Source organism: Colwellia aquaemaris, assembly GCF_057548755.1.
The window spans coordinates 1-14,302 of record NZ_BAAJLV010000011.1; the positions used below are offsets into that span (position 1 = coordinate 1).

Below are 14,302 nucleotides of genomic sequence, written 5' to 3' on the forward strand. Positions count from 1 at the left end.
CCTTATAACAAGGCACTAAAGCAGGACAAATAACAGTTGGCTGTTTGCTCCTTCGTCGCTTATTTTAGCCAACCATTATTTGCCTCTTAGTGAGGCGTTAGGTTTCGCACATGTTTGGTAGTATTTTTCTAGCAAGTATTATTCAATTTGGTGAAGTGAAAGGATGTTCAGATCCCAGCATTGAGCTATTAGAAGAGTTTAAAACTGAAATTGTGTATTTAGAAAATACTCCTGAGCTATTTCCTAAAGGTACGATCAAAATTGCTGCTTCTATGCCACCAATCTGTCAAGTTGTTAACTCGCAGGTTGAAGTTGAGTTTGATATAGATAACCAAGGTCACATTGTTAATTATAAGGTTATATCTAACATTCCTAAGCGAGTTCACTCCAAGGCAATTAAAAAAGAACTCATGCGTACACCTGTGTATAAATCAGCTTGGGGCTTAAAGAATAACAAGGTACTTGTTAATTACATTCAGTATAAAAGCAAAACTTAGTATCAACTTTGAAGTGCGACAAATAACAGTTGGCTGGTTCCGCTTCGCTACACATTTTGGCAAACTATTAAAAAGCCCCTTAATTGGGCGTTAGGTTTTTAGGAGAAGTAGTGGAGCTTTATCTTGTAGGTATAATAATTATTTTAATAACTATTGGAAGACACACTATTCCAATTTTAAGAAATAAGTTTTATTTTAAAAAAATAGAAAAAGAGTTTAATAGTTCTCGTTTAAACATAGTAGAAGATAACTTTAAGATTTTAACCTTTGATTATATTAATGAAAACTCTCCAGAAGTTAGATTATTTGATCATGGAATCAATATTAATATTGTAGGTGATAAATCTACATTTTTTGAGTTTGAATACCAATTGAGTTTTAATTTCAAAGGTAAATGCTATCAAGTCGAACATAGTGCTGTTTTAGCAGATAATTTAACTAACAGTAAAATCTATGCTGATTACTTTAATTCTCAGGGCAATATTACGTATCAGGCTAGCGAAGATTGCAGGTCATTTTTTGATAATTATTTAGTCCTAATTAGATATATGGTTTTGAATAAGCTAGCTCATGAAATCACTAAAGTAACCAAAAGTTATCGTTTAACATCACATATAGTAGTTGGAAGGCATATTGAGCAATTATATGAATATCTCGGCACATTCGCAGAACTAAATTATCTTGATGTATAAAAACCTAACAAGTTACTCAAAAGGACAAATAACAGTTGGCTTTTGCTCCTTCGTCGCTTATTTTAGCCAACAATTATTCGCCTCTTAGTAAGGCGTTAGGTATACACGGAAGTCCGAGAATGATTCGAACATTGCCTTTCACATTGATTATTTTATCTTTTTCATTATTTGCAGATGAAGATGTTTTTGATATTGAAGTTTTCGATAGAAAAATATCATTACCAAAATCATGCCTATGGCAATTAAAAGATACTGTGGAACACGAAGAAACTGCGGTATTTAAATGTGACAAAGGTTTTGATCATGAAGTCAGTATAGTTATCCAGCCATTTGTATATGAAGATATTATGCACGTTAAAAATGCAATAGAAGTAACTTCAAATACCGAACATAAAATTGGAAACATTACTCATTTCCATATAGAGGCATCAATTGATACATCTCGTGGAGTCAGTAAAAACTTTATTGACGCATTTTGCGACCCAAAATACTGTTTATTAACACTAGGAGAAAATGGCTCTATTGGTCAAAACATCTTAGTTCAGTTAAAAAGTATACCTAACAAGGCGTTAAAGTCGGATTCGTAACAGTTGGCTCGGTTTCGCTCCGCTACACATTTTAGCCAACAATTTTTTGCCGCTTAGCGTGGCGTTAGCTTTCTTGGAGATATATGGATTATTCGAAGTATTCAGTCAATGAATTAATGGATTGCCTCAATAATATAGATAAAGATGCACATCCGGAAAATTATAAAAAATTATTGTTGGAAGTTGAAAACAGAAAGTCTGAAATTGAAGTTGCTCAAAAACAAGACCAAGAAGAATTTACTTTTTCAACTGAAAACAGGGTCAAACTATTGAGTTGGCTGCAAATAGCAACATGTGCTGGTTTTACTATTGTCTTTGTTAATGTGCTATTTGGTTCTAAGGAGTTACTAGACTTAATTGTTTATGGAGTCATTGCTGTTTTTAATGGGGTTGCCGGCTATAAACTCTTAAAAAGATCACGCTATGGATATGAGCTCTCATATCTTAATCAAATTTTTCAAATTTTGACTATAAACACAGGCACTTTGTTTTTTACCTATACTGGCTTAGGTAGCTTTTTGATTGGGATAGAAGGTGAATTATTTTTTAGGGCTAACATTTTAAGCACTGACTTCAGATTCTATACTGGTGAAAACTTAGGGCAATTTGGTATTGGCGTAGACTTAGTAGCCATTTTCTTCTTGAGTGTACTGCATTCATGTAGAGAGTTGGGGCTAGACACGAAAGCTAACAAGCCAATCAAGCGGGACTAAAAACAGTTTGCTCGGTTTCGCTCCGCTTCACATTTTAGCAAACTATTAATCAGCCCCTTATTGTGGGCGTTAGCAGTTTCGGAAGTATTGAGTTAATTAAAGGGAGTTAAATGTTAAAATTAATCATTTCATATATCACTCTAGTAGTTGTTATCTTTAGCATTGTTCATGACTTTTATACTGGTGAAATCAATATGAAAGGCAGTGTATTTCATTTAAATTCAGATCTACCATTATTTATTGGTTTTGGCGTTTTCAAACTAGCTATTGCGGTTAGTTTTGTGGTTTATTATAAAAAGCAGTTTCGTGATTAAACTGCTAACAAGGCATTCAAACGAACTGTGCTCTTGACCCGCTTTCGTGGACACCTCCTCATCACATTGAGGAGGCTACAATGTCTAGATATACCCAAGCTAAAAAGACATGGTTTTATTCTGTCGGTTTTAAAATTAAAGCAGTACAACTAAGCTTAAGAGACGACATTTCATCAAAGGATGTTGCTCAGGCACTCGATATTCATCCGTTCAGGCTTTTCCGTTGGCGAAAAGAGTATCGGGAAGGAAAGTTTAACAACAATCCACGCTATCAAAGCAACACAGAATTAATGATCAAAGTTCCTACAAAGAAAGAAATTAATAAAATCAAACAACTGCAAGAAGTGAATAAATGCTTAAAGCAGGAGAATAGCCTGCTAAAATGTGGCAAAGTTAAAACCAATGATTTTAATAAGTGGTATATGACCTTTCTTCAGTGATGATTAATTGAGGTGTTCATGGTGCATTTTTATCGATATGAGTTAAATGGCAAGTTCATATTATTCGTTAATTTTTTAGATTATATCGAGGTAATACATGTTATTAGATGTTAATGTTCGCTCTGAGCGTAGTCATGATGTAAAGCAAATTGAAAGTATCATTTCATCTGCTTTTGAAAAGCATCAATACAGTAATCATAAAGAGCAATTTATTGTTTCTCAACTGCGTGATGATTCAGCTTTATCTGTTTCTCTAGTGGCAGAATATAAAGAAAAAATCATAGGCCATATTGCTTTTTCGAACGTTAAGATAAACAACGTAGATTGTTCATGGTACGGATTAGCGCCAGTTTCAGTGTGCCCAGAATACCAAAACTCTGGCGTGGGCTCTCAACTTATATATGCTGGTTTAGAGGCTATTAAGAAGGCTGGAGCCAAAGGCTGTGTGCTACTTGGTGAACCAGCATACTATCAACGCTTTGGTTTTAAAGCGGTTGACGCTTTGATATTAGAGGGAGTGCCTGCTGAGTTCTTTCTGAGCTTGAATTTTGATGAGTTTACTCCTTCAGGCAAAGTTGAGTATCATCAAGCATTTCAAGATAATAGCTAACAGGTGCTTAAGAATATTCTAGCGGTAAAATAAAAGCAATTTTCAAAGCTTGCGATAAGCCGGTGTGAGGAGAGCTTTAGCTAAGCACTATGTTGCATATTATTGTCGCTAATAGTGCTTGCGCGTATGTTATATCAGTAGTTATGGATTAATCTATCTGTTTTTGTTGGTAGTAATTTCTACTTTTTGCTGCTTGCTCACATAAATCGGTCAGCGCATTTAAGCTACGAGTGGTCATGCGATGTACAACATCAGCATCCAATTTTATGATTTGTTGATGTTTAACGGCGGGGATCACAGGCCATTTTTGCCATGGGTAGCCTTCCTTGTCGACTTGGTTTTCAGATAATGGCTGAATAATAATATCGACATTTGCTTGTAGTACTTGCTCAATATTAACTTGTGGGTATCTAGCATTTGCCGAATAAAATGGGTTGCTAATATTACAAACGTTTAAAAACTGTTGTGGCCAGCTGCCGCTTGCAATAGTCGTAAGTGGCCTAGACCATACTTCGTAAAAACCTAATAACGGTTGTTTAGTTTGATAGCGATTTTTAATGACGCTTAAATCTGTAAGGAATTTTTGTGCTACTTTTTCAGCTTGCTCTGCATGGCCTGAAAGTTTACCAAATAGACGTAGCTCTTTTGCTACATCTTCAAAGGTATAAGGTTGAGAATAGACAACATTAAAACCAAGTTGCTTTATACGGGCTAAATCATCACTGGGGTTGCCACTTTTCCATGCAATAATTAGATCAGGCTGCAGTTCGATAACTCGCTCGAGTTGAATTCGCAATGAACTCCCAATTCTCGGTATTGTTTTTGCGCTCTCAGGATAGTCGGCATGCTCTGTGGTGGCAATAATCTGCTCACCAGCACCAATGTCAAAGAGCATTTCGACAATGTGCGGTGCCAGCGCAATAATACGAGGCTTGTCATTGTTATCAATTTTATCATTAGCACTTGCGGTGCAGATCAAGCTCATTAATGCGATAAGCAGATAGTGAGATAATTTCATGCCGTTTTCATATTCCTTGTGATGTGGGTTGCTGCAAAAGATGCTCGCTTTACCAGTCGATGCCTTTTTGTGCTTTTATGCCGTTGTCAAATGCATGCTTAGTTGGCTGAACTTCACTAACGGTATCTGCTAGTTCAATAATACTGCGATGACAAGCACGGCCGGTAATAATAACATGTTGCATAGCAGGGCGGTTAACTATGGCTTCAATAACCTCGTCTAAATCTAGGTATTTGTACGATACCATGTAGGTCAATTCATCTAGTAATACAACGTCAACACTTTCATCTTTTAATAGGCGTTTAGCTTCATTCCATACTTTGGTTGCTGCGGCAATATCTTTTGCTTTGTCTTGAGTATTCCAAGTAAAGCCTGTCGCCATAACATGAAATTCCACACCATTTCTCTCCAGTAGATTACGCTCGCCGCATTCCCAGTCACCTTTGATAAACTGTAATGCAGCCGCTTTGTAGCCATGACCAACTGCTCGGGTCAAGGTACCAAAACCTGAGGTTGATTTACCTTTGCCATTACCAGTGATAACTATCAGCAGGCCACGCTCTTCCTGTGCTGCGTTAATACGTGCGTCAACTTTATCTTTAATTCGTTGCATTCGCTCTTGATGTTTTTGATTTTTATCTGCGTCTGTTGTCATATCTATTTATCCTGATTTACGAGTGCGATACATGATCGCTAAAAAGAAAATACTACCAATGGCTGAGGTAATTATACCAATAGGAATTTCGACATTGCTCAGTGCACTGCGGGCAATAACGTCAACCCAAATTAAGAAACAACCACCCACTAAGGCTGAGCCTAAAATAAGTGGCATGGTTGTTACGCCCACTAATTGCCTTACAATATGTGGGATCATTAAACCAACAAAGCCAATACCACCACAATAGGCAACTATAGTTGCGGTAACGGCTGCGCATAAGGCTAATAAGATCAGCCGTAATTTATCAACGTTCACACCTAGGCTGGCGGCACTTTCATCGCCTAGCAGCAGGGCGTCTATATGTCGATGCAATGCGAAAATACTAATTATGGTGATAAACACCATGGCACTTATTAGGTAAAAATGAAACATTTCAACACGAGTTAAGCTACCCATTAACCAAAAAATAACGCGATTCGTGGCGAAAGGGTCACCAAGATAAAGAATAAAATGACTAATGGAGCCGAGCATAAATGAAACGGCAACGCCAGTTAGTAATAAATGGTTCATATTTCGCAGCAGTGTTGCGATACCAAAAACAATAACAACAGAGAATAAAGCGCCAAGAAAAGCGGCTAACGGTAACGCTAACATTTGTTCGTCTGACAACAAGAGTGTCGCAATTGTAGCCCCTAAACCGGCACCTGAAATAATGCCAAATAGGTAAGGATCTGCTAATGGGTTTCGAGTAACATTTTGCAAAATAGCGCCAGCGCAAGCCAAGCCCATTCCGGCAACTAAGCCCACTAATACTCGAGGTACACGAATTTGCCAAATCACCATGTCGTGCATAGGTGTCGCGCATTGGCTTATTACGCATTGCGCAATATCAAAGCTAGTAATTTGGGCAGGGCCAAAGGTAATGGCGGAGATAACCGAGAATATTGTGATCACCAATAAACTGCTAAATACCCAAGTGCTTTTACCTTTTACTACGGCAATTAAATTCATTAGTTTTTACCTATTAGCTTGCTTGCACTGGTTTTGACATCAGGATAAAAATGTACTCGAGGCACTGTACTACTAGTTGCACTCGTCTCGTTTTCATTTGTTGGTGCATGATAGGCGTAATCACGATAGCAAGGTAAGCCAAATACTTCGCTGAGTGTCGTTGGGTTTAAGGCATTGTCAACCTTGTCATTACATACCAGTTTCCCGTTATTGAGTAACAGCAAACGTGTGCAATATTGAGCGGCGAGGTTTAGATCATGAATGGTCATGATCACGGTTATTTTCAGTGCTTTCACTAACTGTAATATTTGATGTTGATAAAATATGTCTAAGTGGTTTGTTGGCTCATCTAACACCAGTATTTGAGCTTTTTGCACTAAGGCTTTAGCGATAAGAACACGCTGTTGCTCGCCACCGGATAGCGTATTGAAATATTTGTTTTCACTGGTTGCTAAGCCAACTTTCTCTAAGGCTAGCAAAATTTCTTTTTTATCAAGGTCGGTATCGCGGGCAAATAAAGCCTTATAGGGCAAAAGCCCCATACGCACTACGTCATAAACTTTTAAGTCAAATATTGGTGGTGACTTTTGTACAACCAGTGCGAAAATTTGCGCAAGATGATGAGGTTTATATTGCTTTATACTTTTATTTTTTAAGTTTATGTTGCCTTGCCAATTATTAGATTGATTAAGTAGACACTTTAACAGTGAAGTTTTACCTGCGCCGTTTGGGCCGATAATACCAAGAATATCGCCTTGCTTAACGTTGAATGAAATATCACTTAAAATTGCTTGATTGCCAACAGACCAAGAAACCGACTGCAGTGTTAATAGGTTTGTCATAATGTTCAGCTTAACTTTCTAAAAAGTATTTTAGTGCTAACACCAGTTTGGCTCTGATAATAAAAAACTGTTTTTAAAAGCGTCATTTTCTGCGATGTGCCTCAATTCAAATCAAATATTTGAATATGTTTCACTTATAGTGATTATATCTACAGAGAAGGAATTAAAGGTACGCGCGCCACAGTAGGCTGTGATGTTAGTAACTCTCGTGTATTCCCGCACGGCGTTAATCTACTAAGTATGTGTTAGTTGTGTTTGATACTAGGTGTCCTGACTTATAACTTAATTTTTCTACTTAAGTTACTTACAGTTGCGGGTACAGTCACGGATTTAAACCGTGTTCCCTATAAATCAGCGTTAAACCGTTTTGATAATAGCTGAAAGTATCATTTTATATTCGCTAGATTTTACGTGTATGTGCTTTGCTTTACAATGAAAACCAATAAGCTAGCTGGTCGCGAGATCAAATAAAGATTAAAAAAGGAGCCATAAGGCTCCCTTTGTATAAAGTTATAACGGTAAATTTAATTATATCAACTACCAAATTTTTACACGTTTTTCAGGTGCAATATACATAGCGTCACCTTCTTTTACGTCAAATGCTTCATAGAATTCAGGCATGTTAGATAATGAACCTAGTGCGCGGAATTCACCCGGAGAATGTGGGTCTGTTGCCACGCGGTTACGTAATGATTTTTCAACCATCTTGCCACGCCATACTTGTGCATAACCCATAAAGAAACGTTGATCACCGGTTAAACCGTCAATCACTTCAGCTTCTTTCCCATTTAATGATGCCTTATATGCTTTGTAGGCAATAGTAACACCAGATAAGTCACCAATATTTTCGCCTAAGGTTAGTTCACCGTTAACATTTAAGTCATCAAATACTGCATAGTTACTATATTGCTCAACGAGATTATCAGTGCGTACTTTAAAGGCAGCTAAATCTTCGTCAGTCCACCAGTTACGTAAGTTACCTTCGCCGTCATATTTACTACCTTGGTCGTCAAAACCGTGTCCCATTTCATGACCAATTACCGCGCCAATGCCACCGTAGTTTACAGCGTCATCAGCATTTAGGTTGAAAAATGGTGGTTGCAAAATCGCGGCTGGAAATACAATTTCATTTTTAGTTGGGTTGTAATAAGCATTCACTGTTTGCGGCGTCATACCCCATTCTTGTCGATCGATTGGGCCACCAAGCTTAGCAACTTCTTTTTGGTGAGAAACTTCACCTGAACGCATTATATTACCAACTAAGTCGTCACTTTTTATTGCTAATTTAGAGTAATCTTCCCACTTATTCGGGTAACCAATTTTAGGATCAAAGCTTGCTAGTTTAACCTGCGCTGCTTTTTTGGTTTCATCAGACATCCACTCTAATTCATCAATACTTGCGCCATAAGCACCACGTAAATTTTCTACTAGCTGTGTCATACGAGTTTTAGCTTCTGGTTTAAAGTGACGGCCAACGTATACTTTACCAATTACTTCACCTAAGTTACGGTTTACAATCGACACACCGCGTTTCCACATTGGACGCTGTTCTTTACGGCCACTTAATTGTTTTGAATAGAAATCAAAATTTTCATTATCTAAATCGGTTGTTAATGAACTAGCAAAGTTGCTTAGGGTGTGGAAAGTTAAAAATGTTTTCCAATCGTCAAGTGATGTTTCAGCGAATGTTTCGCCAAAACCTTTTACGAAAGAAGGTTGGTTAATGATTAAATCTTTTTGTGCTCCGGCACCTTGTGCTTCAAGGTAGGCTGTCCAGTTGAATGCATCAGTAACAGAGTTTAAATCAGCAACGTCAAATTTGTTGTAACGCTTTGTGCTGTCACGTGACTCAACTTTAGTCCAATGAAAACCAGCTAACTTAGTTTCAAGCGCCATAATTGTTTGTGCTGCTGCTTTACCGTTTTTAAAACCGGCTAAATCGAACATTTTTTCAATATGGGCAAGGTAGCCATCGCGTAATGCCACAAAACGATCGGCTTCGTTAAAGTAGTAGTCACGATCAGGTAAGCCTAAACCATTTTGCCATACGTGTGTTGCATAACGAGTTGAGTCTTTTGCATCAACGCTGATGTAAAAATATAGTGGGCTATTAAAGCCATATTTTTGATTTTCGCCAAAAAATGTCGCTAATTCATTCTTATCTTTTAGGTTATTAATGTTGTCAAAAATCGGTTGAATTGGCGCAATACCAGCTGCATCACGTGCTTCATTGTTCATAAATGAACGGAATAAATCGGCAACTTTTTGCTCGTCACTACCCATTTTTAAGTTTTCTGTGGCAGCTAGCTCTTCGATAATAGCTTTAACATTATCATCAGCTTCATCACGTAAGTCGTAAAATGAACCAATTGAGGTTTTGTCGCCAGGAATTTCATTGTTATTTAACCAAGCACCGTTTACATAGCGATAAAAGTTATCTTGTGGGCGAACGGTTAAGTCCATGTTGGCTTTATCAATACCAGAAGCTAGAGCTGTTTTTTGCATGACAGGCGCTTCAGTTGTTGTTGTTTGTGTTTTGGTGTCGTTGTTACAACCAGCAATAAACAACAAAGATGTGCATACTGCACTTGTTATTATAGTTTTCATTTAATACTCACAAATTTAAATAATTTTCAATTAACTCACCGATACTAAAGATTCTAAGTACAATTTACTAGTGAAATGAAACCTTTGTTTACATAATCTTAAACAACAGTCGTATTTTATAATTTACAGCTTGTTGGGTAGTGATTTTAAAAGCAATTAATTACTTGCTTAATAGCGGGGATAGTTTTTATTGGCTAGTAACTTGTGTTGATAAATTGAAAGGTAATTCAATGCTGTTTGTCTTTGATGCATGAGTTTTATTAACAGTTTTTATTTCTCCCAGTAAAGTTTCCACTAGAGCGGCGAAAAAGTTAATGAACAAGTCGCTCATATACAGTAAAGCTGTGGTATGCTCAGCAACGAAATTAATATTGGCGCTTTGCCATTCAAGATGAAGAAAGGATTAATGTTTCAACCCGTTAGTATCTATATTGGGCTAAGGTATAGCCGCAGTAATCATGGTAAAGGCTTTGTTTCCTTTATAACTTTTTTTTCAATTATTGGAATTGTGCTTGGTGTTGCCTCGTTAATTACCGTCGTTTCTGTCATGGATGGTTTAGAGCGTGAGCAAAAGCGCCGGGTTCTTGGGTTAGTGCCTCATATATTGATGTCTGCGCCACAAGAAAAAATGGAGAACTGGCAAGCACTACAAAAAAACATTACCGCCATGGCGGACGTAAAACATGTAACACCCTATCAGGAAAGTGAAGCATTAATTCAGTCTAGAACGGCATTACAAGGAGTTTTAGTGCACGGCATTATGCCTGAATTTGAACAGCACAATATCATAGAAACGGCTATGGAATATGGCAAGCTTTCAGCGTTATCAGATAAGCCTTTTGGTATTGTTTTAGGGCAAGCTTTAGCACGCAACTTGAAAGTCTCTCTTGGTGATACCGTAAGATTAACCTTGCCTAACAAAACACTTTTTACACCAATGGGACGTGTACCCGTTCATCGCACTTTTAACGTTGTTGGTATTTTTAATGTTGGCTCTCAGGTGGATGAGTCTATGGTTTATATCCATATTAAAGATGGCGCTAAATTGCATCGTCAAAAAGGCGATGGTGTTAATCAGCTAAGGTTGTATTTAAATGATGCTTTTAATGCACAAGTAGCGATAAAGCAATTAAAGCTCGATTATGGCAACTTTAATTATGTTAGCTGGCAAGAAAGCCAAGGAGCCTTGTTTGCGGCTGTTAGCATGGAAAAAAATATGATGTGGTTAATGTTAAGTTTAATCATCGCGGTAGCTGCATTTAATATAGTTTCTGCTTTGGTTATGGTGGTAATAGATAAGCAAGGGGAAATAAGTATTTTACAAACCTTAGGTTTAGATCGAAGTGGCATTATTAAAATATTTATTACACAAGGATTAACCAATGGCATTTGGGGTGTTGCAATTGGTGTACTGCTAGGCGTTACCCTAACTTTGAATTTAAACGCCGTATTTGAGTTTTTAGGGGTTAGCTTACTCGGTGGCGGTCAGAAACTACCAATAGCACTTGATGCCACGAATATTTTTATTATTGTTAGCTCTGCCTTGATAATGAGCTTTTTAGCTACACTTTATCCGGCATATCGAGCTGCGCAAACTCAGCCAGCACAGGTACTGAGAAATGAATAATAGAACCGTAAATGTAAAAGCAAGAAAAATGGAAAGTATTTTGAATACAGATAAGGCAAGTAGCCAAATAGATGCAATGAGTGTAGAGAAAAATAAAGAGATGGCGTTGGGCTTGGAGTGTCGGAATCTAAGCAAGGTTTATCAGCAAGGCTCAATAGAAACATCTGTATTAACCAATTTGAATTTAGCCGTCAAAGCGGGTGAATTAGTGGCCATTGTTGGTAGCTCAGGTTGTGGTAAAAGTACTTTTTTGCATTTAGCTGGCGCTTTAGATACACCCAGCGCCGGTGAAGTATTTATTAATGGTGTCGATATTCACCAATTATCTGAAAAACAAAGAGCTAAATTTCGCAATCAACATATAGGTTTTATTTACCAATTTCATCATTTAATGATGGAGTTTAGCGCAGAAGAAAATGTTGCTATGCCGTTATTGATTCGAGGCGATAAACCTAAAGATGCCTTGATACAAGCTAAAGCTATGTTAGAGCAAGTTGGCTTAGGGCATAGAGGGCATCATCGGCCGTCTGAATTATCTGGTGGTGAGCGACAACGTGTTGCCATTGCAAGAGCATTGGTAACTAAGCCTTCGTTAATTCTAGCCGACGAGCCAACGGGCAATTTAGACTTTGATACCGCTGAACAAATTTATCAATTGCTGCAAGAGTTAAATAAAGCTGTTAATACCAGTTTTGTGATTGTTACGCATGATTTAACCTTGGCGGCAAAAATGGATCGACAATTACGGTTAGATCACGGTCATTTAAAAGCACTTGAAAGTGATGTGAATCGCGCTGAGATTCAGAGTGAGGAAAAGTAAGTGATAAAACCGCTTAGCGTCTTTATTGGCTTACGTTACGTACGAAGCCGTCAAAATCGAGGTTTTTCTTCGTTTATCTCAGCGTCGTCGACGATAGGCATTGCCATAGGTGTTATGGTGCTTATTGTGGTGCTATCAGCCATGAACGGCTTCGAAAAAGCTTTATCAGAGCATTTATTGTCAATAGTGCCGCATGGTGAGGTTGTTGCCGTCAACAAGCCCATAAATAATTGGCCTGAAAACGTCGCACATATACAAAAGCATCCTCATATTATTGCCGCCGCACCTTTTATTAAAACGCAAGGCATGATGCAAAGTGGTAGCGAACTCAAAGGCATTGAAGTTCGAGGTGTAGATGTAAAGCTTGAACAGCAAGTATCAGCAATATCACGCTATATCACTGCGGGAAAATGGCAAAATTTATCACAAGAAAATAGTATTGTAATAGGAGCAGGCATTGCCGCTAAATTAGCGCTAAAAGTTGGCGATAAAGTGCAATTACTTTTACCGCCAGTTTCGCCTGAAAAAGCAAATAATGGTTCAACGCAACAAGCCTTTCCGGTACCAATTAAGCGACAAGCTAATGTGGTAGGAATATTTAAGTTTGGGGGAACAGTTGATGATAGCCAAAGCTTTATTAATTTGGCGATGGCGAGTGATTTACTCGGTTACCAGCCCGATGAAGTACAGGGAATTCGAGTAGCGGTAAACGATGTTTTTTCTGCACCACAAATAGTAAGAGATGTAGCGTTTAACTTTGATTTTTATGTTTATATGCTAGATTGGACGCGTAGCCATGGCCATTTATTTAACGATATTCAATTGGTACGTATGGTGATGTTTATTGTTTTAGTCTTAGTGATTGCAGTAGCCAGCTTTAATATAGTTTCTACCTTGATAATGGCAGTTAATGAAAAAAAATCAGATATCGCCATATTAAAAACCATGGGCGCAAAGCCCAGCACCATAATGACAAGTTTTATGTTTCAAGGCCTAATGAATGGCATTTTAGGTTGCACTTTAGGGGCTGCTTTAGGCATTTTGATTTCGTTAAATTTAACCGATATTATTCGTGCATTTGAAAGTATGTTCTCTGTAGAGTTTTTATCCGCAGATGTTTATTTTATTGATTACTTGCCAACTGTTTTACGTCAACAAGATGTAACAAATACGGTAATAACTGCCTTAATCATGAGCTTAGTTGCGACGGTTTACCCTGCTTGGCGAGCAACAAAAGTTGAACCGGCACAAGTATTAGGGCAAGCATAGCGCGTTATCAGCAAGTGTAGGTTTCGTTAATTAAAAAAATCAGACCTTAAGTCTGATTTTTTATGTCTACCTAGAAAGTTTACTTTCTAAGTGCTTGGCGTTTACGCCATTCTTTTGCGACAGAATAACGCCAAAGGCTATTAATAGTTATATAGCCTAATAATGCGAATATAGCTGCAAGAGCACCGCAACCAATAAGAAAGGCGGGTCCAATTGTTGAAACACTATCAACGACCCATTGCCAGCTTGCTTCAAACATAAATTCGCCGGCTGGTGCACCAATAATCCAGGTACCAACTAGGTAACAAAAATAAAAAATTGCTGGCATTGTCAATGGGTTAGTTATCCAAACCAAGGCAATAGATAATGGTAAGTTTGCATGTACTATAATTGCAATACCTGCAGATAAAACCATTTGAAATGGCACAGGAATAAAAGCAAAAAATAATCCAACCGCAAATGCTTTACTGACTGAGCGACGATTAAGGTGCCATAGGTTTGCGTTATGTAGTAAATCACCAAAAATTTGTAGGTGCTTATTGGTTTTAATCGTTTGATGATCAGGCATCAGGCGTTTAATTATTTTTTTCGGCATAA

15 protein-coding genes, 1 pseudogene and 1 riboswitch are annotated in these 14,302 nt (G+C 37.7%); of the genes and pseudogenes, 10 read left to right on the forward strand and 6 right to left on the reverse strand.

Annotated elements, in window-relative coordinates:
- Window positions 1-110 precede the first annotated feature (110 nt).
- From AC27HL_RS18500 to AC27HL_RS18530, 7 genes and pseudogenes are all read left to right on the forward strand, one after another.
- Entirely contained in the window at window positions 111-497 is a 387-nt protein-coding gene (locus AC27HL_RS18500; protein ID WP_487082539.1) for a hypothetical protein, read from the forward strand.
- 110 nt (window positions 498-607) lie between these two features.
- Window positions 608-1,189, forward strand: a complete 582-nt coding sequence (locus AC27HL_RS18505; protein ID WP_487082540.1) for a hypothetical protein — start codon at window positions 608-610, stop codon at window positions 1,187-1,189.
- Between the two features lie 119 nt (window positions 1,190-1,308).
- Window positions 1,309-1,776, forward strand: coding sequence for a hypothetical protein (locus AC27HL_RS18510; RefSeq protein WP_487082541.1), 468 nt, complete (start codon window positions 1,309-1,311; stop codon window positions 1,774-1,776).
- Window positions 1,777-1,859: 83 nt separating this feature from the next.
- Complete coding sequence (locus AC27HL_RS18515; RefSeq protein WP_487082542.1) at window positions 1,860-2,489, forward strand: hypothetical protein; 630 nt, start codon at window positions 1,860-1,862, stop codon at window positions 2,487-2,489.
- Between the two features lie 110 nt (window positions 2,490-2,599).
- Complete coding sequence (locus AC27HL_RS18520) at window positions 2,600-2,803, forward strand: hypothetical protein (RefSeq protein ID WP_487082543.1); 204 nt, start codon at window positions 2,600-2,602, stop codon at window positions 2,801-2,803.
- 80 nt (window positions 2,804-2,883) lie between these two features.
- Window positions 2,884-3,186 (forward strand): annotated as a pseudogene (locus AC27HL_RS18525) (transposase); the annotation flags it as partial.
- A gap of 154 nt (window positions 3,187-3,340) precedes the next feature.
- Window positions 3,341-3,853, forward strand: a complete 513-nt coding sequence (locus AC27HL_RS18530; RefSeq protein WP_487082544.1) for a GNAT family N-acetyltransferase — start codon at window positions 3,341-3,343, stop codon at window positions 3,851-3,853.
- Between the two features lie 148 nt (window positions 3,854-4,001).
- On the opposite strand, the gene AC27HL_RS18535 is transcribed toward AC27HL_RS18530, so the two are convergent.
- The 5 genes from AC27HL_RS18535 to AC27HL_RS18555 form a co-directional block, all read right to left on the reverse strand.
- Window positions 4,002-4,871, reverse strand: coding sequence for a cobalamin-binding protein (locus AC27HL_RS18535; protein WP_487082545.1), 870 nt, complete (start codon window positions 4,869-4,871; stop codon window positions 4,002-4,004).
- A gap of 49 nt (window positions 4,872-4,920) precedes the next feature.
- Window positions 4,921-5,526 (reverse strand): cob(I)yrinic acid a,c-diamide adenosyltransferase, encoded by a 606-nt coding sequence (cobO, locus tag AC27HL_RS18540; RefSeq protein ID WP_487082546.1) that lies wholly within the window; start codon window positions 5,524-5,526, stop codon window positions 4,921-4,923.
- A gap of 6 nt (window positions 5,527-5,532) precedes the next feature.
- The gene (locus tag AC27HL_RS18545) at window positions 5,533-6,540 is read right to left on the reverse strand and encodes a FecCD family ABC transporter permease (protein ID WP_487082547.1); all 1,008 of its coding nucleotides are present in this window, start codon (window positions 6,538-6,540) and stop codon (window positions 5,533-5,535) included.
- Window positions 6,540-7,382: an ABC transporter ATP-binding protein gene (locus AC27HL_RS18550; protein WP_487082548.1), complete on the reverse strand. Its 843-nt coding sequence runs from the start codon at window positions 7,380-7,382 to the stop codon at window positions 6,540-6,542. The genes AC27HL_RS18545 and AC27HL_RS18550 overlap by 1 nt, the downstream gene beginning before the upstream one ends.
- A 249-nt stretch (window positions 7,383-7,631) precedes the next feature.
- A riboswitch (cobalamin riboswitch) is annotated at window positions 7,632-7,779 on the reverse strand.
- A 140-nt stretch (window positions 7,780-7,919) separates the two neighbouring features.
- On the reverse strand, window positions 7,920-9,989 hold the full coding sequence (locus AC27HL_RS18555) for a M13 family metallopeptidase (protein ID WP_487082549.1): 2,070 nt from the start codon (window positions 9,987-9,989) through the stop codon (window positions 7,920-7,922).
- A gap of 349 nt (window positions 9,990-10,338) precedes the next feature.
- Between AC27HL_RS18555 and AC27HL_RS18560 the strand changes: the two genes are divergently transcribed.
- The 3 genes from AC27HL_RS18560 (at window position 10,339) to lolE (ending at window position 13,705) form a co-directional block, all read left to right on the forward strand.
- Complete coding sequence (locus AC27HL_RS18560; RefSeq protein WP_487082550.1) at window positions 10,339-11,616, forward strand: lipoprotein-releasing ABC transporter permease subunit; 1,278 nt, start codon at window positions 10,339-10,341, stop codon at window positions 11,614-11,616.
- Window positions 11,617-11,716: 100 nt separating this feature from the next.
- A complete protein-coding gene (gene lolD / locus AC27HL_RS18565; RefSeq protein WP_487082605.1) occupies window positions 11,717-12,436 on the forward strand; it encodes a lipoprotein-releasing ABC transporter ATP-binding protein LolD in 720 nt (239 codons plus the stop codon).
- Window positions 12,437-13,705 (forward strand): lipoprotein-releasing ABC transporter permease subunit LolE, encoded by a 1,269-nt coding sequence (gene lolE / locus AC27HL_RS18570; RefSeq protein WP_487082551.1) that lies wholly within the window; start codon window positions 12,437-12,439, stop codon window positions 13,703-13,705.
- Window positions 13,706-13,784: 79 nt separating this feature from the next.
- On the opposite strand, the gene AC27HL_RS18575 is transcribed toward lolE, so the two are convergent.
- The gene (locus AC27HL_RS18575) at window positions 13,785-14,300 is read right to left on the reverse strand and encodes a DUF2062 domain-containing protein (protein ID WP_487082552.1); all 516 of its coding nucleotides are present in this window, start codon (window positions 14,298-14,300) and stop codon (window positions 13,785-13,787) included.
- Between the last annotated feature and the right edge of the window lie 2 nt (window positions 14,301-14,302).